A 19697-nucleotide genomic window follows, 5' to 3' on the forward strand; every position below is an offset into this window, starting at 1 on the left:
GGGCGTGGGCGGGTGGCGCCGTCCTGTGGACGACGGCACCCGCCCCGGTCGTCACGCCCGCGCGGGCGTGCCGGTCGTCGTGCCGGTCGTCATGTCGGTCGTCGTGCCTGCCGCCTTGGTGTCGACGCGCCCGACCTCGCCACCGAGCTCGCCGAGCGCCGCCGTGGCCAGGGTCCACGCCGGGTCCGCCGGGTCGAGCGCGGTGCGCAGGTATGCGGTGGTGAGCCGCTGCAGCACGGCGACCCGCTCAGGGTTCTCGTCCGTGGTCTCCGCCGCGTCCCAGCCCACGATGCCGCCCAGGCCGTGCTCCGCACCGAACAGCGTGAGCAGGTCGGTCGCGCCGGGGCCGTACGTGTAGGCGTCGGTGAACCAGTCCGGGCCCCGGGTGGACAGCTGCGACCGGTCGGCGTCACCGGCCACGACGAGCGTCGGCGTCGCGAGCTCGGCGAACGACGGGCGCATGAACGGGAAGTGCTCCCGGGCGAACGGCACCAGCTCGTCGCCCAGCCCGGTGGCGGCCAGGAGCACGCCCGCGCGCACCCGCGTGTCCGAGAGGTCGGGGCCGGGGCGGCCGGCGTCGTCCAGGACGCGGGCGCCGAGCAGCATCTGCACGGTCTGGCCGCCCCAGGAGTGCCCGGCCGCGGCGACCCGGCTGGCGTCGACACGCCCGGCCAGGCCCGGCACGGCGTCCAGGACGGTGTCGAGCTGGTCGAGGACCTGGACCAGGTCCTCGCGGCGCGACGACCAGACCTCGCCGAAGCGCGGGTCCTCGAACGGGATGCCGTCACGGCGCGAGTCCAGGTGCGTGGGCTGGACCACGACGAAGCCGTGCGCGGCCCAGAACGCCGCCAGAGGCGCGTACCCCTCGTGCGACCAGCCGTTGCCGTGCGAGAACAGCAGGACGGGCAGGCCGGTCCCGCTCGCCGGCGCGGAGACACGGACGCGCAGCGGCCGGGCACGGCCGGGGGAGCCCAGGGTCACTGGCGCGACGGACACGACGGCGTCGCCCGCGCCGACCACGCCGTCGAGCGCGCGGACGACCGGGGAGTCGGTGGTGGTGGATGTGGTCATGGGAATGCCGTCCTTTGCATGAGCGGCCTCCGCCCGCGAGAATGAATCGGAGCGCCGTTCCGAATCGTACGGAGCGCTGTTCCGCTTAGACAAGCCCCTGTGACGGACCCGACGAAGGCGACCCATGACGACCACCCCGCAGACCCCCGAGCCGGCCCCGGGCGGGCAGGCGCCCCGCCGCGCCCGCCGCGCCGACGCCCGCCGCAACGAGCAGGCGCTCCTCGACGCCGCCGCCGCCGTCTTCGTCACGCACGGCGTCGACGCGCCGGTGCGCCTCGTCGCCGCGGAGGCCGGCGTCGGGATGGGCACCATCTACCGGCACTTCCCGACCCGCCCCGAGCTCGTCGTCGCCGTCTACCGCCACCAGGTCGAGGCGCTCGCGGAGGCGGGCCCGGCCCTCCTCGCCGAGGAGGCGGACCCGGGGCAGGCGCTGCGCCGCTGGGCCGCGGGGTTCGTCGAGTTCCTCGTCACCAAGCACGGCCTCGCGGGCGTGCTCGGCGCCGACGAGGGGGCCGGCGCCCTGCACCGGTACTTCGTGGAGCGGCTCGCTCCCGTCTGCGACGCGTTGCTCGACGCCGCCGTCGGCCCCCTGGAGTCGGGGCGGGTGCCGGGCGTGATGCTCATGCGGGGCATCGGCAACCTGTCCATCGGCGGGCGCGACGGCACCGGGTACGACGCCGCCCGCATGGCGGACCTGCTCGTCTCCGGCGTGCTCGCGCGGGGGAGCGCACGTGACGCCGAACCGGGTGCCGAACCGGGCTGAGCGGCGTCGTGCCGCGGCTCCTGAGCGGCCCCCGGCGCGCGCCGGACGCGGGCAGCGCAGGTCACACGCCTTTCGATTCGGAACCGACCGCTTCTGCGTGCTATGTTTTTCCACGCACCGGGAGGGCGGAAACGCCCCGAACGGTCCACCTGTCCGGGTGGCGGAATGGCAGACGCGCTAGCTTGAGGTGCTAGTGCCCTTTATCGGGCGTGGGGGTTCAAGTCCCCCTCCGGACACCACGCAGGGCCCCAGACCGATCCGGTCCGGGGCCCTTGGCATCTCTCGGGCGCGGCACTGCCTGCGCACGCATCGACCACGACCCCGACGTGCCGTAGACTCGACGCCGCGGGGGGAGTACTTCTCGAACATCGTCCGGTCATGACGGCGCACCAGCGACCTCGGGCGGCGGCCTTGCCGGTGACGTGCAGACGTCCCGGAGGCGAAGGAGACCTCGGAGCCTACGACCTGGAGACTCCTTGCTCTCGTCCCTCATCGCTTCCGTCCCTGCCCCTGCCCTGACGTCGGTGGCCACGCCGACCCTCTGGGCCGTCACGATCCTTGCCGTCGTCGGCCTGCTCGTCGTGGACTTCCTCATCACGCGGCGTCCCCACGAGGTCTCGATGCGCGAGGCCCTCGGCTGGAGCGCGTTCTACATCGCGCTGCCCCTCGCCTTCGGCGGCTGGGTCTGGGCCGTGTTCGGCGCCCCCACGGGTGTGGAGTACCTCACCGGGTACCTCGTCGAGAAGTCGTTGTCGGTCGACAACCTCTTCGTCTTCATGCTGCTGCTCTCCGCTTTCGCGGTGCCGCCGGCCCTGCAGCAGCGGGTGCTGCTGCTCGGCATCGCCGGGGCCCTGGTGCTCCGCGGGGTGTTCATCGCCCTCGGCGCCGCGGTCCTGGCCAACCTCAGCTGGGCCTTCCTCCTCTTCGGCGGCATCCTGCTGGCGACGGCGGTCAAGATCCTGGTCGACCAGCTCCGCGGCGGGTCCCACGACGTCGACGTCTCGTCGCTGCGCTCCGTCCGGCTGATCCGGCGCTTCATGCCCGTCACCGACGACTACCGCGGCCCTCGGCTGTCGGTCCGGGAGCAGGGGCGGCGCATGCTCACCCCGCTCGCCGTGGTGGTGGTCGCCGTCTTCGCCGCCGACGTCGTCTTCGCGGTGGACTCCGTACCGGCCGTGTACGGCATCACGAGCGACCCGTACCTCGTGTTCGCCACGAACGCCTTCGCCCTGCTCGGGCTGCGCGCCCTGTACTTCGTGCTCCAGGGGGCGCTGAGCAAGCTCGTGCACCTCGGGTACGGCCTGGCGACGATCCTGGCCTTCATCGGCGTGAAGCTCGTGCTGCACTGGGCGCACGGCATCTGGGCCGGCGTGCCGGAGATCCCGACCCTGGCGTCGCTCGGCGTCATCGTCGGGGTGCTGGCCGTCGTCACCGCGACGAGCCTGTGGGCCACGCGGGGGTCGGGGCCGGTGCACGAGGACCACGCCCACCCGGACGTCGAGGACGTCACGGCGGGTCGATGAGGTCCTGGGGCGCGAGCCGTCGGCCGGTCGTCACGGACCGGCCGACGGCACCCTGACCAGCCCTACCCCTCGTCCGAGCCCTGCGGTGACGTCGCGGACGTCCCGCGTGCCGTGAGCTCGGCGAGGAACTGGTGGCATCGCTGGGCGCGCGCGGAGTCCTCGGCCATCACCTGCTCGAAGAACTCGGCGATCTCGTCGACGCCGGCGTTGCGCGCGTCGCGCACGTACTGCCCGTAGTCGTGCCCCGCCTTGAGCGAGTGGTACTGCACCGAGATGAGGTCGAACGTGACGTCATCGAATCCGGTCTCTCCGGTTGCCATGATCCATCCTCCGGGGGTCTCGTCACTGGGTCGTTCCTCACGATGGCAGGACCGTTCCCGCTCGCAACCGGCGTCCGAGCCGCGCCGGCGCCGGCGTCCGGGTGGTGCGAGGTGCGAGCTCAGGCGTCACGAGGCAGCATCGGGGGACCGCGCCGAGCCCGGCGTCCCGACGACGTGCCTGATGGAGAGAACTCATGGCGACTGACTACGACGCGCCCCGCAAGACGGTCGAGGACGAGGGCGTGGAGCACGACTCCATCCAGGAGCTGCAGGCGCGCCGCCCCGAGAGCGCCACGGGCGTCCTGGAGCCGGACGAGACCGACGTGGCCGAGGGCTTCGAGCTGCCGGGTGCCGACCTGTCGGGTGAGGAGCTCGCCATCCGCGTGCTGCCTCGCCAGGAGGACGAGTTCACCTGCACCAGCTGCTTCCTCGTGCACCACCGCAGCCAGCTGGCCGGTGACGGCACCAGCAGTTTGATCTGCACGGAGTGCGCTGCCTGACGCCTGTCGCACCGACCTGTCACACCGACCTGTCACACCGGGGACGCCTCTCCGGTCAGTGGTGGCAGAGGGCCGCGACACCACGCGGCACCTCACCATCCGGATCGAGAGAGGTGTTTCCCATGAAGGTCGTCGTCATCGGTGGTACCGGGCTGATCGGCTCCAAGGTCGTCGAGAAGCTCGACGCGCGCGGGCACGACGCGCGCCCCGCGGCCCCGCAGACCGGCTGCAACACGATCACGAACGAGGGGGTGGCGGAGGCGCTCGCCGGTGCGGAGGTCCTGATCGACGTGTCCAACTCCCCGTCGTTCGCGGACGACGACGTCATGAGCTTCTTCGTGACGTCGACCACCAACCTGGTCGCCGCGGCGCGGGCGGCGGGGGTGCGGCACTACGTCGCCCTGTCGATCGTCGGTGCCGAGCGGCTGCCGGACAGCGGGTACCTGCGTGCCAAGGTCGCCCAGGAGAAGCTGATCGCCGACTCCGGCATCCCGTACACGATCGTCCGCGCGACGCAGTTCTTCGAGTTCTCGGCGGCGATCGCAGGCTCGTCGGTGGTCGACGGCGAGGTGCGCCTGTCGACGGCGTACTACCAGCCGATGGCCTCCGACGACGTGGCGACCGCGGTCGGCCGGGCCGCGGTGGGCGAGCCGGTGAACGGCATCGTCGAGACGGGCGGGCCGGAGAAGGTCCGCATGGCCGACTTCATCGGCGCGGCGCTCGCCCGGACCGGTGACGAGCGGAAGGTCGTCGCCGATCCGGACGCGGCCTATTTCGGGACCCGGCTGGCGGACGACAGCCTCGTCCCGGGCCCCGACGCCGTGCTGGGGACGACGAGCCACGAGGAGTGGCTCGCGGGCGCCGGCCGCTGAGCGGGCCTCGCCGCTCCGGGCTCCCGCCCGGGGCGGCGACTGGCGGCGATACTTCCCGGCTACACGGTCGTGATCAACGATTTACAGCACGACACGCATTCGTCGTCCGAATGAAACCAGTCGGCAAAAACTGGCCCGTGTACTGGTTCGCATGACGCCCACCGATCAGCTCTCCACCCGAGTGAGCATCGCTCTGCTCGGGGTGCGCAGCGACGCCCCCGTCCGCCGTGCCGGCGGCGCGGGGCCGAGCGACGACGGACACTTCGTCATCGGCGGCGCGGGTGCCGCGATCCCGCTCAACCCGGACAGCCCGTACCTCGTCAGGCAGGGCCGACTGACTCTCGACGGCGCGGATCTCGGGCTGGACGTGGAACCCGTCGTCCGCCCGCGATTCTACGACCTGGTGACCCAGGACGGGACCCCCTACGACAAGATCGCCCGCCTGCACGGCAAGGACGTGCTGGCCACCACCGTGGTGCAGACGTGCGTGCGCTACGACGAGAGCGAGCGCTGCCGGTTCTGCTCGATCGAGTCGTCGCTGCGGTCCGGGACCACGATCGCGGTCAAGACGCCGGCCATGCTCGCCGAGGTCGCCAAGGCTGCCTGGGAGCTCGACGGCGTCTCGCAGATGGTGATGACCACCGGCACCTCCAACGGCTGGGACCGCGGGGCCAAGCACCTGGCGCGGTGCGTCCGCGCGGTGAAGGAAGCCGTGCCGGAGCTGCAGGTGCAGGTGCAGTGCGAACCGCCCGCCGACCTGCGCGCGGTCACCGAACTGTACGAGGCGGGCGCGCGGTCCATCGGGATCCACGTCGAGTCGATGGACGACGACGTGCGTCGCCGCTGGATGCCGGGCAAGGCGACGGTCTCGCTCGACGAGTACCGCGCGGCCTGGCGCGAGGCGGTGCGCGTGTTCGGCCACAACCAGGTGTCGACGTACCTGCTCGTAGGGCTCGGCGAGGACCCGGACGAGCTGGTCGAGTCCGCAGGCGAGCTCATCGCGATGGGCGTGTACCCGTTCGTCGTCCCGTTCCGGCCCCTGGCCGGCACACTGGCGACCGACGTCGATCACGTCCCCGCACCGCACCGGGCCCTGGTCGCGGACGTGACCCACCGCGTGAGCCGGCTGCTCGCGGACGCGGGGATGCGTGGGTCGGACCAGGCCGCCGGCTGTGCCGCGTGCGGCGCCTGCAGCGCGCTCGCGACGGTCGGCGGCTGACGTGCTCGACGTCCCCTCTCTCGCCGGCCGGTCGCTGCCCGCCGTCACCGCCTGGACCGTCCGCCCCGCGGAGCGGCGCCACCTGGCCGCCTACCGCACGCTGCGCCGCGACGCGTTCGTCGTGGAGCAGGGCCTGTTCGCCGGCCAGGACCGCGACCGGGTCGACGACGACGAGCGCACGGAGGTGCTGGTCGCGGTCGACGCCGACGACCGCGTGCTCGGCGGCGTCCGGATCGCCCCGGCGCCCGCCGCCCTCGACGCGGCAGGGAGGGACATCGGGTGGTGGACCGGCAGCAGGCTCGTCGTCGCACCCGGGGCGCGTCGCGCGGGAGGTATCGGCGCGGCGCTGGTGCGGGCCGCGTGCGCCCGCGCGGCAGAGCTGGGCGTGCTGCGGTTCGAGGCCACCGTCCAGACCCGCAACCGCGTGCTCTTCGAACGGCTGGGCTGGCAGGCCTGGGGTGCACACGACCTGCACGGCGAGCCGCACGTGCGCATGCGGTGGCCCATGAGCGGGATCGCGGACCTCGTGACCGCCACCAAGGCAGGGCTCGCCGGGATCCTCGAACCGCTGCGCGCACACGCCGGCCCGGGCGCCCTGGGCGGCACGGGGTTCGTCGGCGACGACGGCGCACCGGTGCCGGGCACCGACCTGGTCGCCGCGTGCGACGCCATCCTGCCCGCCCTGGTCGAACGCGACCCGGAGTGGGCCGGCTGGTGCGCCGTGCTGGTCAACGTCAACGACCTCGGTGCGATGGGCGCGGTGCCCGTCGGCCTCACCGACGCGCTCGGCGCCCCCACGGCCTCCTTCGCGCGCCGGGTGCTCAACGGCCTGCACAGCGGGTCGCAGGCCTGGGGCGTACCGGTCCTCGGCGGGCACACCCAGCTCGGCGTCCCGCCGTCGCTGTCGGTCACGGCACTCGGCCGCACCGACCGACCCGTTCCCGGAGGGGGAGGCAGGGCCGGGCACGCCCTGTCCCTCACCGCCGACCTGAGCGGGCGCTGGCGCCGGGGGTTCGAGGGCAGGCAGTGGGACTCCACGTCCTCCCGCACGTCGGCCGAGCTGCGGCACCTGGCGGACGTCGTCCGCGCGGCCCGCCCGCACGCCGCCAAGGACGTGAGCATGGCCGGGATGGTGGGTACGACCGCGATGCTCGCCGAGGCGTCGGGCACCGGCGCCGTCATCGACGTCGCCGCCGTGCCCGCGCCGCCCGGCGCCGCGACGGGGGAGTGGCTGACCTGCTTCCCCGGCTACGCCGTCGTCACCGCCGACCCGCCGGGGGCCGGCCGGATGAGCTCGCCCCTCGCCACAACGGCCGAGTGCGGCGAGCTGACGACCGACCCCGGGGTCCGCCTGCGCTGGCCCGACGGCGTGACCACCGTCGCCGTCCCCGGGGCCGCGACGGGCCTCGGGCCCGCCTGATCCGTACGACCCGTTCCAGCTGCACCACCCGCAGGGCTGCACGACCGCACCCACCTACCAAGGAGCACGAAGACATGTCGTTCGACGAGCAGATCCAGGCCCGCATCGACGCCTCTCTGGCGGAGATCCCGCACCCGTCGCTGCCCAAGGGCAGCAACCTGTACGGCTCGACCAAGATCTTCCCCGACTACCAGGCCGAGCCCGGCCAGGCGTACTTCACGCTCGTGCACGGCATCGCACACGAGTCCTCGGTGAGCTTCGTCGCCATCCTCCAGGCCACCCGTGCGCTGCGGAAGGGCTTCGAGTCCGCCATCTACTTCTACGGCCCCGGCGCGATCAACGCCCTCGACACGCGCGGGTTCCCCACCACCGGCGACAGCGCCTTCCCCGGCGAGCAGAACATCAACGACGCCCTCAAGACGTTCATCGGCGAGGGCGGCACCGTGTTCTGCTGCCGGTTCGGCCTCTCGCTGCACGGCGCCCGCGAGGAGGACCTCATCGAGGGCGTGATCCCCGCGCACCCGCTCGACGTGCAGGACGCCGTGATCCACTACGCGCGCAAGGGCGCGATCATCAACTCCACCTACAACCTCTGACCCGACCGGAGGACCCGCAGTGAGCATCATCGCGGCCGCCGTGTCGGCCAACTTCACCCGAGACCTCGAGCAGAACTTCGCCCTCGTCGAGCAGCTCCTGGGCGAGGCGCGCGCTCAGGGCGCCCAGCTCGTCGTCTTCCCGGAGGCGGCCATCGGCGGGTACCTGTCCTCGCTCGGCAACCACGGGGACACGGTGCGCACGACGAACCGCTCACTGCCGCCCGCGATCCGCCTGGACGGGCCGGAGATCCAGCGCGTCCAGGCGCTCGCGGGCACCACGGTGGTCTGCATCGGCTTCTGCGAGCTGGGCGACGACGGCGAGACCCGGTACAACGCGGCGGTCTGCCTCGACGGGGACCGCGTCTACGGGTCCTACCGCAAGGTGCACCAGCCGCTGGGCGAGAACATGTCGTACGCCGCCGGCGACACCTACCGTGCGTTCGACACCCCGGTCGGGCGGGTGGGCCTGCAGATCTGCTACGACAAGGCGTTCCCCGAGGCCGCGCGGGCGCTCGCGCTGGACGGCGCCGAGATCGTGGTGAGCCTGTCGGCGTGGCCTGCTGCCCGTACCGCGACGGCGGAGGACCTGCAGCAGGACCGCTGGACCTATCGCTTCAACCTGTTCGACGCCGCGCGGGCGCTGGACAACCAGGTGTTCTGGATCGCCTCCAACCAGTCCGGCACCTTCGGCTCGCTGCGCTACGTCGGCAACGCCAAAATAGTCGACCCCGGCGGGAACGTGCTGGCCACGACCCTCCTGGGCGCAGGCCTCGCGGTCGCGGAGATCGACGTCGACGCCACGTTCCGTGCCATGCGGGGCGGCATGTTCCACCTGCGCGACCGGCGCCCGGACGTGTACGCGGCGGTCACCGAGCGGGACACCCCGCAGTCCTCCGGGTGGAAGGCGGTCGCCCATGCCTGAGATGACGTTCGAGGTCCGCTGGCCCGACGGTTCGACGGCGAGCTGCTACTCGCCGAGCCTGGTGGTGCACGACCACCTCGAGGTCGGCGGGCGCTACCGCGTGGCCGACTTCGTGGCCCGGTCCTCCCGCGCCCTGCAGGAGGCGAGCGACCGCGTCCGTGCCCGGTACGGCATGGGGTGCGCTTCTGCCGCGCTGCAGGAGGCCGAGATCCGGACGACGGCGTCGATGTTCGAGGAGGACGGCGAGGTCGAGGTGCTCGCGATGGAGCCGCCGCTGACTGCGCCGGCGGGAACCACCTCGGCGGGACCCGTGTCTGCCGGACCCACCGAGGACGGCGCACGATGAGGGCGGCGCAGGTGGTGGACGGTGCGCACCACGAGGTGGTCGTCGTCGGCGGCGGGCAGGCCGGTCTGGCGCTGAGCCACCACCTGGTCGGCGCCGGCGTCGACCACGTGGTGGTCGAGCGGGACACCGTGGCGCACGAGTGGCGCGACGGGCGCTGGGACGCGTTCACCCTGGTCACGCCGAACTGGCAGTGCCGCCTGCCGGGCTACGCGTACGAGGGCCCCGATCCCGACGGCTTCATGGGGCGCGACGAGGTCTACGCGTGGGTGCGCCGGTACGCCGACACGTTCGACGCGCCCGTGGCGGAGGGGGTCGCGGTGACCCGGCTCGCGGCCCGGGCGGGTGGTGGGTTCGCCGTCGCGACGACGGCCGGGACGGTCTCGGCCGACGCCGTCGTGGCCGCCGTCGGCGGGTACCACCTCCCGGTCGTCCCCGCGTGGGCCGACGGCCTGCCCGAGCACGTCGTGCAGGTGCACTCGCACGAGTACCGCACGGCGGACCGCCTCCCGGAGGGCCCCGTCCTCGTGGTCGGGACCGGGCAGTCCGGTACCCAGATCGCGGAGGACCTGCTCCTCGCCGGCCGTGAGGTGCACCTGTCCGTCGGTCGGGCGCCGCGCGTCGCCCGCCGGTACCGCGGCAAGGACTGCATGACCTGGCTCGCGGAGATGGGCCTGTACGACGTGCCCGTCGCGGCCCGGGGCCTGGCCAAGCGGGAGTCGACCAACCACTACGTGACCGGGCGCGACGGCGGGCGCGACATCGACCTGCGTGACTTCGCGCGGCGGGGGATGCGCCTGTACGGCAGGGCCACGGGCATGACCGACGGCACGGTCGACGGTGTGACCGCGGGCCCGGAGCTCACCTTCGCTCCTACGCTCGCCCACGACCTCGACCACGCCGACTCCGTCGCCGAGTCCATCAAGGACGACATCGACCGGTGGATCGAGCAGCAGGGCATCGACGCACCCGTCGAGGACCGGTACCGCCCGGTCTGGCGGCCGGAGACCGAACCGGAGCGGCTCGACGTGACCCGGCTCGCCGCGGTCGTGTGGTCCGTGGGGTTCCGCGCGGACTGGTCGTGGCTCGGCGACCTGGCGCCCGCCGTCCTCGACCACGAGGGGCACCCCCGGCACGCCAGGGGCCTGAGCCCGGTCGCGGGCCTCGCCTTCGTCGGCCTGCCGTGGCTGCACACGTGGGGCTCCGGCCGGTTTCTCGGCATCGCGCAGGACGCCGGCCACGTCGCGGCAGAGATCGCGTCCTGGCGGTCGGGCTCGGGCTGGGGCGGGCCCGCCGACGCCATCCCGCTGCCCGCCGCCGGATGACCGACGACCTACGCTGTCGGACATGCCTACGACGACCATGGGCGCTGTCGCGGCGCACTTCGGCCGCGACGTCGATCGCACCCTCGCCAAGCTCCCCGGCATCATCGATCAGGCGCGCGAGCGCGGCGTCGACCTGCTGGTCCTGCCGGACGCCACGATCGGCGGGTACCTGCACGACATGTACCACCCCGGAGGCGACTCGCTGCCGCCCGCTGTCGACCTCGACGGGCCCGAGGTCGCGGCGGTCCAGGGCATGGCGGGCGACATGGTGGTCTGCTTCGGCATCGCCGAGCGGGTCCGCGTCGACGACGGCACGGAGGTCCGGTACAACACGGCCGTCTGCGTGCACGGCGACGGCCTCCTCGGAGTGCACCGCAAGGTGCATCTGCCGCTCGGCGAGTCTCAGGCATACCGGCCGGGGACCCGCTTCGATGCCTTCGACACCCCCGTCGGCCGGCTCGGCATGCTCATCGACTTCGACAAGACCTTCCCCGAGTCCGCGCGGTCGCTCGCCCTGGACGACGCCCAGGTCATCGCCTGCCTCAGCGCCTGGCCGGCGAGCGTCACCGACCGCTCGGACCGCCTGCGCAACGACCGCCAGGCCCACCTCTTCGACCTGTACGACTGCGCCCGCGCGGCCGAGAACCAGCTCTACCTGGTCTCCGCCAACCAGACGGGCGTGCTCGGCGGGCTCCGGTTCCTCGGCCAGGCCAAGGTGGTCGACCCGGCAGGCGAGATCGTGGCCAAGACCTGGGCCAAGGGTGGCCTCGCCGTCGCGACCGCCGACATCGAGGCCGACATCGCTCGTGCCCGCCGCACGATGGACCACCTGCGTGACCGGGTCGAGAGCGCCTACGCCCTCACCCGTCGCACCACGCCGGCCCCGGACCCCACCGTCCCCTGAACGGAGCACGATGCGCATCGCACTGACCACCTACTCGACCCGGCCCCGCGGTGGCGTCGTGCACACCCTCGCCCTCGCCGAGGCGCTCGCCCACCGCGGGCACGAGGTCACCGTGTGGACTCTGGGCCGTGGCGGGGACGCCGCGTTCTTCCGTGCCGTCGACCCGGCCGTGGAGGTCCGGGTGGTGCCGTTCGACGCGCGCGACGACGAGCCCGTCGGCGACCGCATCGAACGCTCCATCCGGACCATGGCGGCCGCCTTCGAACCTGGGGGCCACGACGTCGTGCACGCCCAGGACTGCATCTCCGCCAACGCCCTGTTCGCTGCCCTGTCCGCCACCGGACCCGGAGCATCGCCCCCGATCGTGCGCACCGTGCACCACCTCGACGACTTCACCACGCCACGCCTCGTGGAGTGCCACCGGGACGCGATCGTCCGGCCGGACGCTCGGCTGTGCGTCTCGGGGGCCGTCGCCGCCGAGGTCACCCGGGACTACGGCCTCGCGCCCACCGTCATCCCGAACGGAGTCGACGCCGCCCGCTTCGCACGCGCCGCCGGTCTCGACGGCGCGGCCGACCGGGCCCGATGGCGCGCCCGGCTCGGCCGGTACGTGCTCGCCCTCGGTGGCATCGAGCCCCGCAAGGGCACGGTCGACCTGCTGGAGGCCTTCGCGCTGCTGCGCGCCGACCACCCCGACCTGAGCCTGGTCCTCGGCGGTGGCGAGACCCTCTTCGACTACCGCCCCTACCGCGAGGCGTTCGACCGGCGGGCCGCTGAGCTCGGCATCACCCCCGTCGTCCTGGGCACGCTCGCGGACGACGAGGTGCCGTCCTTGGTCGCCGCCGCTGCCGCCCTCGGCTTCGTCTCCACCAAGGAGGGCTTCGGCCTGGCCGCGATGGAGGCGCTCGCCGCCGGTGTGCCGGTCGTGGCCCGCAACCTGCCCGTCACCCGTGAGGTCTTCGGCGACCGCGTGACGTACGCCGTCGACGTGCCGCAGATCGCCGCCGCGCTCGCCGCCGCCGTGGCCGGGGCGTCACCCGTGGACCTGGCGGCCGGCCGGGCGCTGGCGGAGCGGCACAGCTGGGCGCGGGCCGCCGCCGCCCACGAGCTCTTCTACGAGCGGGTGGTCGAGCGGGGAGGTGACGGTGGCCAGACTGTCGATCTCACGGATCGTCACCCGGCTCGCCGAGGCTGACCCCGGCCGCGTGGTCGCCGTCGCCGGGCGCGCCGGCGAGCTCACCGCAGCAGGGCTCGAGACGGCCGCCACCCGCTGGGCGCGGGTGCTGCTCGGACGCGGCGTGCGCCGTGACGACCTGGTCACCGTCGCGCTGCCCAACGGGTTCGACATGCTCGTGGCGTGCGTCGCCGTATGGAAGGCCGGTGCCACGCCGCAGCCCGTCTCCCGCGGCCTGACCGAGCAGGAGCGGGCCGCGGTGGTGGCAGCGGCGCGGCCCGCGCTGGCCATCGGGTTCGAGGCCGACGGGGTGCCCAGCCTGCCGGTCCTCGGCGGCCTTCCCGACCGGACCGGCCCGCGCGACGAGCCCGACGCCGGGCCGCTGCCGGACGCGTGGGCGCGCTCCTGGAGGGCTCCGACGTCCTCCGGCAGCACGGGCCGGCCCAAGGTGGTGCTCTCCACCGCGCCCGCCCTGCTCGACCCGGAGCGCCCGGTCGCGCCCTTCCTGCCGTTGCGTGCCACGCAGCTCGTCGCCGGCCCGCTCACGCACTCGGCCACGTTCACCTACGCCTTCCGCGGGCTGCTCACCGGGCACCGGCTGGTGATCCTGCCCCGGTTCGACGAGCGCGCCGTGCTCGACGCCGTCGAGCGGCACGGAGTCACCTGGGCACTCCTGGTCCCCACGATGCTGCACCGCCTCATGCGGCTGCCCGCCTCCGAGCGGGACCCTGAGCGGCTCCGGACCCTTCGGACCGTGCTGCACCTGGGTGCACCGTGCGCCCCCGCGCTCAAGCGTGCCGTGCTGGACTGGCTCGGCCCGGAACGCGTCGTCGAGGTCTACGCGGGCAGCGAGTCCAACGGCCTCACGATGATCACCGGCACGCAGTGGCTGGCGCGCCCGGGGAGCGTCGGGCGTCCCGTCGGCGGGACAGAGGTACGGGTGCTGCGCGAGGACGGGTCCGACGCGGCGCCGGGGGAGACGGGGCAGGTGTGGCTGCGCCGCGGCGCCGAGCCGACCTACCGCTATCTGGGCAGCACCGGGCGCAGGCGTTCCGACGGGTGGGACACGCTGGGCGACCTGGGGCACCTGGACGCCGACGGGTGGCTCTGGGTCACAGACCGGGCCGACGACGTCATCGTGCGCGGCGGGGAGAAGGTCTACCCCGTCGAGGTCGAGCGCGTCCTGGAGACTCACCCCGCGGTCCGCGGCGCGGTGGCGTACGGCGTGCCCGACGACGAGCTCGGGCAGCGGGTGGAGGCCGTCGTCGACGTCGGGGGCGCGACCGTCTACGGTGACGAGGTGCGGGCCTTCGCCGCCGCGCGGCTGGACCCGGCGCGCCGTCCCGCGCGGGTACGGGTCACGGACCGGCCGGTGCGGGACGACGCGGGCAAGGTCAGGCGCAGTGCACTGCGGCACGAGGCGGGTTGGTAGGGCCGAGGCCCCGACCTGACAGGTCGGGGCCTCGTCGTGCGTGCGCAGGGGGCCCGCCGTGCCGTCGGGGCCAGGGCAGGCCCGGTGCCCGTCGCCTGTTGCCCGGCGCCTGTTGCCCGGCGGTCAGCGGCCCGCCGTGTCCTCCACGTCGAGGAAGAGGCCGGTGATCTTGCCACCGGTCGCTCCGATCACGGCGCCGAAGAAGGCGCCGCCCTCGGCCGTCGCCGTGGCGGCGGACGCCTCGTCGTAGCCGTCGAAGAGCAGGGCGAGGGTGCGGTAGGCCGGCGTCGGGGTGCCGTCCTCCTTGGGCCAGACCCGAGCCGACTCGAGGCTGCGGATCCCGGGCAGGGCGCGGGCCTTGTCGAGGATGTCCGGGAGGGCGGCCTCGAACGACTCGGGGGACTCGAGGTTGTCGATGATGATCTCGACCTTGGTGGGCATGGTGGTTCTCTCTCTGTGTGCCGAGGGCCGCGCGGGTCGCCCCGTGTGGACGTCGTTCTCATGTAGACGTACTAGTCACTCTACGTCGCTCCGGTGCACCGGTCAAAGGGAACGCCGGTCGGGTCCTTCGTCGTGTGCGTCGTCACGCGGTCGTCGCGGTGACGCTCTGGTGGCGGCTCCCGCGCCCCGGGCGGAGCGGGCTTTCGCTAGGGTGCGTTCGTGCGCTGCCACGACGGAGGACCCGCGGACACCGACGCGTGCCTGGACCTGTGGGTCGCGGCGGTCGCCGAGCGGGACGGGACGGCGGTCGCCGACCTGCCGGCCTCGGTGCGGGAACGGGCCGCCCGCAAGCTGTCGCACCCGCCGCTGGCCTGGGTCGTCGCGCGCGACGCCGAGGGCGGCCCCGCCGGCTTCGGGCTCATGCTCCGGCCGGGCACCGGGGGCGACGCCGGCGACCCTCCCGCCTCCGCCTACCTCGCCCTCCTCGCCGTGTCCGTCCGGGCGCAGGGGCAAGGGCTGGGCGGCAGGCTGCTCGACGCCGTGACCGGACGCACGCGCGCTGTCACCGGGGTGACCGGCGCCGTCCTGCACGTGCTGGGGTCCAACGTGCCGGCCCGCAGGCTCTACGAGAGCAGGGGATGGCGCTCGTCGGGCGGGCCGGTGCGGCGCACGCCGTCGGGGCAGCCGGTGCTGCGGTACACGCTGGAGCTCTGACGAGCGGTTCCTGACCGCCGGCGGGCGCCGGCAGTCAGGAACCGGGGCGTCGGCTCAGAGCGAGCGCAGGGCCCGGACCCGGTCGGCGACGGCCCGCCGGGCGACGTCCGTCTCGGGTGCGATCGAGTCGAACTCGTGGGGCACGCCGTGGCGCAGGTGGAGCTCGACGTCGACGCCCCCGCGACGGGCTCTCCCAGGTGGGACGTGGCCGCCGAGGAGCAGCGGGCGCTGTTCCTGCGCGCGATCGCGCAGGGTCCGGACTGAGCGGCCTGCGACTCCCGGCCGGTCACGTCAGGACAGGGCGCCCCTGGTCCTGTGCCGCGGACGTCACGCCCCGCCGGCCAGCCTGACGGGGACGCCCGAGGTCACGTCGTCCTGCGGGTCGCCGGGCTTGCTCAGGGCGAGCCGCCCGAGCAGCGACACCGACGTGGAGTGCGAGCCCAGGGCGTCGGTGAGCCGCTCCTCCCGGGCATCGCGCCCCGGGCGTGGTGCGGAGGGTAGACGTCGTCGACCGTGCGCGATGCCCGGGAGTGACGTCGCACCGGCGCGCCGGCCCGCACGCCGGACGTCAGCGCAACGTCGGCCCCTCCACCGGGACGGGCCCGGACGCCGTGGGCCGCTCGATCTGCAGGTTGACGGTGCTGCGCGACGTCGGGATCACGGCGAGCTGGACCTCGCCGCCGTCGGCGTCGATCGCGCGCACGTGCAGGTGACCGTCCTTGAGACGGAGCGCGAACTGGTCGGTGCCGGAGACGAAGCGCACCTCGCTGTCGTCGGTGATCACCGTGGGGGGCGTGGGCAGGCGCCGGGGCGCGGGCTGCGTTGCGGACATGGGTACAGCATGCCTGACGCGGCGGCCGGGCTCAGTTCCCCGGGCGTGCGCAGGGGAGCGCGTCGACGAGGGCGCGCACGGCTCGTCCTGCGGCCTCGGCGGGACCCGGCACGCCGGACGGGTAGAGCTCGAGCCACGACGTCATCACCGTGCTGACCGACTTCCTCCGCGAGAACCTGGCGCGGCCGCTGACCGTCGCCGACCTGGCGGCGCACGTCGGGGTGAGCCCGTCGGCCCTCACCGCGATGTTCGCGACGGCGCTGGGCTGCAGCCCGTACCAGTACCTCAAGCGCCTGCGCCTCGACCAGGCCGCCGCGCTGCTCGTGGAGGGCGAGCTGACCATCGCGCAGGTCGCCGACCGGGTCGGGTACACCTCGCCGTCGCACTTCGCGTCGGCGTTCCGGGAGTTCCACGGCATGCCGCCGCGCCGGTACGCCGCGGCGGCGTGCGCCGTCGTCGCCGACCGGGTGACGGCGGCCGCGCCCGCCGTGGGGACGCCGGCCGCCGAGGACCGCGCGGACGGTGTGGCGTAGCGATACGTTGGCCCGATGGCAGTCGTGCTCCACCGGGCCCCGCGCACCGACCTCCTCGCGCAGGGGCTCGGGGACCTGCTGGCCGTCCCCCTGGCCGACCCCTTCGCGACCGAGGTCGTCGTCGTGCCCGCCCGTGGCGTCGAGCGCTGGCTCGCGCAGCGCCTGAGCCACCGCCTCGGCGCGGCCCCGGGCCGGGACGACGGCGTCTGCGCCGGGGTCGACCTGCGCTCGCCCGGGTCGCTGTTCGCCGAGGTCGCGGGGCTGCGCGGCGAGGCAGGCACGAGCCCGGACACGGACCCCTGGGCGCCCGACGCACTGACCTGGCCGCTGCTGACCGCGATCGACGCGAGCCTCGACGAGCCGTGGGCCGCGCTGCTCGCCCAGCACCTGGGGCACGGCGTGCCCGGGGAGGAGGGCGATCTGCGGCGCGGCCGCCGGCTGTCCGTGGCACGTCGCCTCGCCCGCCTCATGGCGGGCTACGCGGCGCAGCGCCCGCAGCTTGTCGCCGACTGGGCGCAGGGCAGGGACACCGACGGGTGCGGCCGCCCGGTGCCGGCCGACCTGGCCTGGCAGCCGCCCCTGTGGCGGGCCCTGGCCGAGCGGGTCGACGCCGACCCGCCGCACGTGCGCCACGCCGCTGTCCTCGACCGGCTGCGCACCGCCCCCGGCACCGTCGACCTGCCCGAGCGCCTGTCCCTGTTCGGGCACACGCGCCTGGCCGCCACGGAGGTCGAGCTCGTCGCCGCCCTGGGTGAGCACCGCGACGTGCACCTGTGGCTCCCGCACCCGTCGGACGCGCTCTGGTCGGCGCTGGCGTCCGACCCTGCGTCCGGCCCTGCGTCCGGCCCGATCGATCGTGCGCAGGACCGCTCGCACGAGCTGGTCGGTCACCGCCTGCTGGCCACGCTCGGCCGCGACACGCGCGAGCTGCAGCGGACCCTGTCGGCGATCGACCCGCGCGACGAACCGGTCACGGCCCCCGGGCCCGCCCGCCCGGCGAACCTGCTGACCTGGTTGCAGGACGACCTGCGGGCCGACACGGTCGGGGACAGCGGCGCCCGCGTCCTCGGCGCGGAGGACCGCTCCGTGCAGGTGCACGCGTGCCACGGCCCGGCCCGGCAGGTCGAGGTGCTGCGGGACGTGCTGCTCGGCCTGCTCGCCGACGACCCGACCCTCGAGCCGCGCGACGTGCTCGTCATGTGCCCCGACATCGAGACCTACGCGCCCCTGGTCACGGCCGCGTTCGGCCTGGCCGACGTCGTCGGGCCGCAGGGCCACCCCGCCCACGGGCTGCGGGTGCGGCTCGCCGACCGCGCCCTGGACCGCACCAACCCGCTGCTCGCGGTCGTCGTGCGCCTGCTCGACCTCGCCGGCGGGCGGGCCGGCGTGGGCGACGTGCTCGACCTCGCCCACGCCGGGCCCGTGCGCCGGCGGTTCGGGCTGCGGGACGACGACCTCGAGCAGCTCGCGACCTGGGCGCGCGAGACGGGCGTGCGGTGGGGCTTCGACGGCGCGCACCGCGCCGACGTCGGGCTCGCCGACTACGCGACCGGGACCTGGCAGGAGGGTGTCGACCGGCTGCTGGCCGGCGTCGCGATGTCCGACGACACCGGCACCTGGCTCGAGCGCACCCTGCCGCTGGACGACGTCGGCAGCGGGCAGGTCGAGCTCGTCGGACGCCTCACCGAGCTCGTCGAGCGGCTGCGCGACGTCACCGACGCGCTCACGGGCGAGCACCCCCTCGGCCACTGGCTCGCCACGCTCGAGGACGGCGTCGCCACGCTCACCACCGTGCCGGCCGCGGACGCGTGGCAGCTCGCCCAGGTGCGGCGCGAGCTCACCCGCGTGCGCACCGACGCCACCGACCACGGCGTGCCCCTGCGCCTGCCCGACGTGCGCGCGCTGCTCGCCGACCGTCTCGCCGGCCGCCCCACGCGCGCCAACTTCCGTACCGGCACCCTCACCGTCGCCACCCTCGTGCCCATGCGGTCGGTCCCGCACCGCGTCATCGCCCTGCTGGGCCTCGACGACGGCGTCTTCCCGCGCGTCGGTGCCACCGACGGCGACGACCTGCTCGCCCGCGAGCCCCGCACCGGCGAGCGCGACCCGCGCAGCGAGGACCGCCAGCTCTTCCTCGACGCGATCCTCGCCGCCACCGAGCACCTCGTGATCACCTACAGCGGCGCTGACGAGTACTCCGGCCAGGAGCGCCCGCCCGCCGTCCCGCTCGGTGAGCTGCTCGACGCCCTGGACGAGACCGCCCGCACCCCCGACGGCCGCCCCGTCGCGGCCGCGGTGACCGTGCGGCACCCGCTGCAGCCCTTCGACCGGCGCACCGTCGAGCCCGGCGCCCTCGTGCCCGGCAGAGCCTTCACGTTCGACCGGGCCGCGCTGGCCGGCGCCCGCGCCGCCGCAGGCCCGCGCACCCCGGCGCCCCCGTTCCTCGACGGGCCGCTCGCCCCGGCGCCCGCGGGCGGACCCGGCGTCGCCGGCGGCGCGGACGACGTCGTCGGGCTGGACGACCTGCTGAGGTTCTACCGCTCACCGGTCCGGGGCTTCCTCGTGCAGCGGCTCGACGTCGGCCGGGCCTGGCAGGAGGACCCTCTCGACGACGGCCTGCCCGTCGAGCTCGACGGGCTCGGCCGCTGGGCGGTCGGCGAGCGGGTGCTGCACGACGTGCTGCGCGGCACCACCCTCGACGACGCCGTGCAGAAGGAGTGGCGCCGCGGCCGCCTGCCACCCGGGCGGCTCGGCTGGCGCCTCCTGGTCCGCGCCGCCGGGAGATCGGAAGAG

The 19697-nt window shown here is 74.5% G+C and carries 21 protein-coding genes and 1 tRNA gene; 18 read left to right on the forward strand and 4 right to left on the reverse strand.

The window, feature by feature from the left end; translation table 11 throughout:
• Nucleotides 1–51: 51 nt before the first annotated feature.
• A complete protein-coding gene (locus HLB15_RS05530) occupies nt 52–1071 on the reverse strand; it encodes an alpha/beta hydrolase family protein (protein ID WP_171104305.1) in 1020 nt (339 codons plus the stop codon).
• A 124-nt stretch (nt 1072–1195) separates the two neighbouring features.
• Here HLB15_RS05530 and HLB15_RS05535 point away from each other — a divergent pair, with 124 nt between their 5' ends.
• The 3 genes from HLB15_RS05535 to HLB15_RS05545 all read left to right on the forward strand — a co-directional run bounded on the left by HLB15_RS05535 (nt 1196) and on the right by HLB15_RS05545 (nt 3357).
• On the forward strand, nt 1196–1834 hold the full coding sequence (locus HLB15_RS05535; RefSeq protein ID WP_171104306.1) for a TetR/AcrR family transcriptional regulator: 639 nt from the start codon (nt 1196–1198) through the stop codon (nt 1832–1834).
• A gap of 151 nt (nt 1835–1985) precedes the next feature.
• Nucleotides 1986–2073 (forward strand) — tRNA-Leu (locus HLB15_RS05540).
• A 276-nt stretch (nt 2074–2349) separates the two neighbouring features.
• Nucleotides 2350–3357, forward strand: coding sequence for a TerC/Alx family metal homeostasis membrane protein (locus HLB15_RS05545; protein ID WP_229785750.1), 1008 nt, complete (start codon nt 2350–2352; stop codon nt 3355–3357).
• Between the two features lie 62 nt (nt 3358–3419).
• Here the strand turns inward: HLB15_RS05545 and HLB15_RS05550 are convergent, their stop codons facing one another.
• The gene (locus HLB15_RS05550; protein ID WP_171104308.1) at nt 3420–3677 is read right to left on the reverse strand and encodes an acyl carrier protein; all 258 of its coding nucleotides are present in this window, start codon (nt 3675–3677) and stop codon (nt 3420–3422) included.
• Between the two features lie 194 nt (nt 3678–3871).
• On the opposite strand from HLB15_RS05550, the gene HLB15_RS05555 reads away from it, so the two are divergent.
• The 11 genes from HLB15_RS05555 (at nt 3872) to HLB15_RS05605 (ending at nt 14384) form a co-directional block, all read left to right on the forward strand.
• On the forward strand, nt 3872–4177 hold the full coding sequence (locus HLB15_RS05555) for a DUF4193 domain-containing protein (RefSeq protein WP_171104309.1): 306 nt from the start codon (nt 3872–3874) through the stop codon (nt 4175–4177).
• Between the two features lie 122 nt (nt 4178–4299).
• Nucleotides 4300–5049 carry an SDR family oxidoreductase gene (locus HLB15_RS05560; RefSeq protein WP_171104310.1) on the forward strand — a complete coding sequence of 250 codons (750 nt, stop codon included), beginning with the start codon at nt 4300–4302 and terminating at the stop codon, nt 5047–5049.
• A gap of 151 nt (nt 5050–5200) precedes the next feature.
• Nucleotides 5201–6268 carry an MSMEG_0568 family radical SAM protein gene (locus tag HLB15_RS05565; protein WP_171104311.1) on the forward strand — a complete coding sequence of 356 codons (1068 nt, stop codon included), beginning with the start codon at nt 5201–5203 and terminating at the stop codon, nt 6266–6268.
• A 1-nt stretch (nt 6269) separates the two neighbouring features.
• Nucleotides 6270–7688 carry an MSMEG_0567/sll0787 family protein gene (locus HLB15_RS05570; RefSeq protein ID WP_171104312.1) on the forward strand — a complete coding sequence of 473 codons (1419 nt, stop codon included), beginning with the start codon at nt 6270–6272 and terminating at the stop codon, nt 7686–7688.
• A 74-nt stretch (nt 7689–7762) separates the two neighbouring features.
• A complete protein-coding gene (locus HLB15_RS05575; RefSeq protein ID WP_171104313.1) occupies nt 7763–8284 on the forward strand; it encodes an MSMEG_0572/Sll0783 family nitrogen starvation response protein in 522 nt (173 codons plus the stop codon).
• A 19-nt stretch (nt 8285–8303) separates the two neighbouring features.
• Nucleotides 8304–9206: a carbon-nitrogen hydrolase family protein gene (locus HLB15_RS05580; protein WP_229785748.1), complete on the forward strand. Its 903-nt coding sequence runs from the start codon at nt 8304–8306 to the stop codon at nt 9204–9206.
• Nucleotides 9199–9552 (forward strand): MSMEG_0570 family nitrogen starvation response protein, encoded by a 354-nt coding sequence (locus HLB15_RS05585; protein ID WP_171104314.1) that lies wholly within the window; start codon nt 9199–9201, stop codon nt 9550–9552. Before HLB15_RS05580 ends, HLB15_RS05585 begins: the two co-directional genes overlap by 8 nt.
• Nucleotides 9549–10874 carry an MSMEG_0569 family flavin-dependent oxidoreductase gene (locus HLB15_RS05590; RefSeq protein ID WP_171104315.1) on the forward strand — a complete coding sequence of 442 codons (1326 nt, stop codon included), beginning with the start codon at nt 9549–9551 and terminating at the stop codon, nt 10872–10874. The genes HLB15_RS05585 and HLB15_RS05590 overlap by 4 nt, the downstream gene beginning before the upstream one ends.
• A 22-nt stretch (nt 10875–10896) precedes the next feature.
• Nucleotides 10897–11778 carry a carbon-nitrogen hydrolase family protein gene (locus tag HLB15_RS05595; protein WP_171104316.1) on the forward strand — a complete coding sequence of 294 codons (882 nt, stop codon included), beginning with the start codon at nt 10897–10899 and terminating at the stop codon, nt 11776–11778.
• Between the two features lie 10 nt (nt 11779–11788).
• Nucleotides 11789–12973, forward strand: coding sequence for an MSMEG_0565 family glycosyltransferase (locus HLB15_RS05600; RefSeq protein WP_171104317.1), 1185 nt, complete (start codon nt 11789–11791; stop codon nt 12971–12973).
• The gene (locus HLB15_RS05605) at nt 12924–14384 is read left to right on the forward strand and encodes an AMP-binding protein (RefSeq protein WP_171104318.1); all 1461 of its coding nucleotides are present in this window, start codon (nt 12924–12926) and stop codon (nt 14382–14384) included. The genes HLB15_RS05600 and HLB15_RS05605 overlap by 50 nt, the downstream gene beginning before the upstream one ends.
• A 123-nt stretch (nt 14385–14507) precedes the next feature.
• Here the strand turns inward: HLB15_RS05605 and HLB15_RS05610 are convergent, their stop codons facing one another.
• Nucleotides 14508–14825, reverse strand: a complete 318-nt coding sequence (locus HLB15_RS05610) for an EthD family reductase (protein WP_171104319.1) — start codon at nt 14823–14825, stop codon at nt 14508–14510.
• Between the two features lie 219 nt (nt 14826–15044).
• Between HLB15_RS05610 and HLB15_RS05615 the strand changes: the two genes are divergently transcribed.
• Both HLB15_RS05615 and HLB15_RS24485 read left to right on the forward strand, forming a co-directional pair.
• On the forward strand, nt 15045–15539 hold the full coding sequence (locus tag HLB15_RS05615) for a GNAT family N-acetyltransferase (protein ID WP_171104320.1): 495 nt from the start codon (nt 15045–15047) through the stop codon (nt 15537–15539).
• A 135-nt stretch (nt 15540–15674) separates the two neighbouring features.
• The gene (locus HLB15_RS24485) at nt 15675–15803 is read left to right on the forward strand and encodes a hypothetical protein (protein WP_268241009.1); all 129 of its coding nucleotides are present in this window, start codon (nt 15675–15677) and stop codon (nt 15801–15803) included.
• A gap of 304 nt (nt 15804–16107) precedes the next feature.
• On the opposite strand, the gene HLB15_RS05620 is transcribed toward HLB15_RS24485, so the two are convergent.
• Nucleotides 16108–16371, reverse strand: a complete 264-nt coding sequence (locus HLB15_RS05620; RefSeq protein WP_171104321.1) for a hypothetical protein — start codon at nt 16369–16371, stop codon at nt 16108–16110.
• A gap of 149 nt (nt 16372–16520) precedes the next feature.
• Here HLB15_RS05620 and HLB15_RS05625 point away from each other — a divergent pair, with 149 nt between their 5' ends.
• Both HLB15_RS05625 and recC read left to right on the forward strand, forming a co-directional pair.
• The gene (locus HLB15_RS05625) at nt 16521–16904 is read left to right on the forward strand and encodes a helix-turn-helix transcriptional regulator (RefSeq protein ID WP_171104322.1); all 384 of its coding nucleotides are present in this window, start codon (nt 16521–16523) and stop codon (nt 16902–16904) included.
• Between the two features lie 15 nt (nt 16905–16919).
• The coding region (recC, locus tag HLB15_RS05630; protein ID WP_171104323.1) for an exodeoxyribonuclease V subunit gamma at nt 16920–19697 on the forward strand (2778 nt) is incomplete at its 3' end.

The organism is Promicromonospora citrea (genome assembly GCF_013004695.1).
GTDB lineage: Bacteria > Actinomycetota > Actinomycetes > Actinomycetales > Cellulomonadaceae > Promicromonospora > Promicromonospora citrea.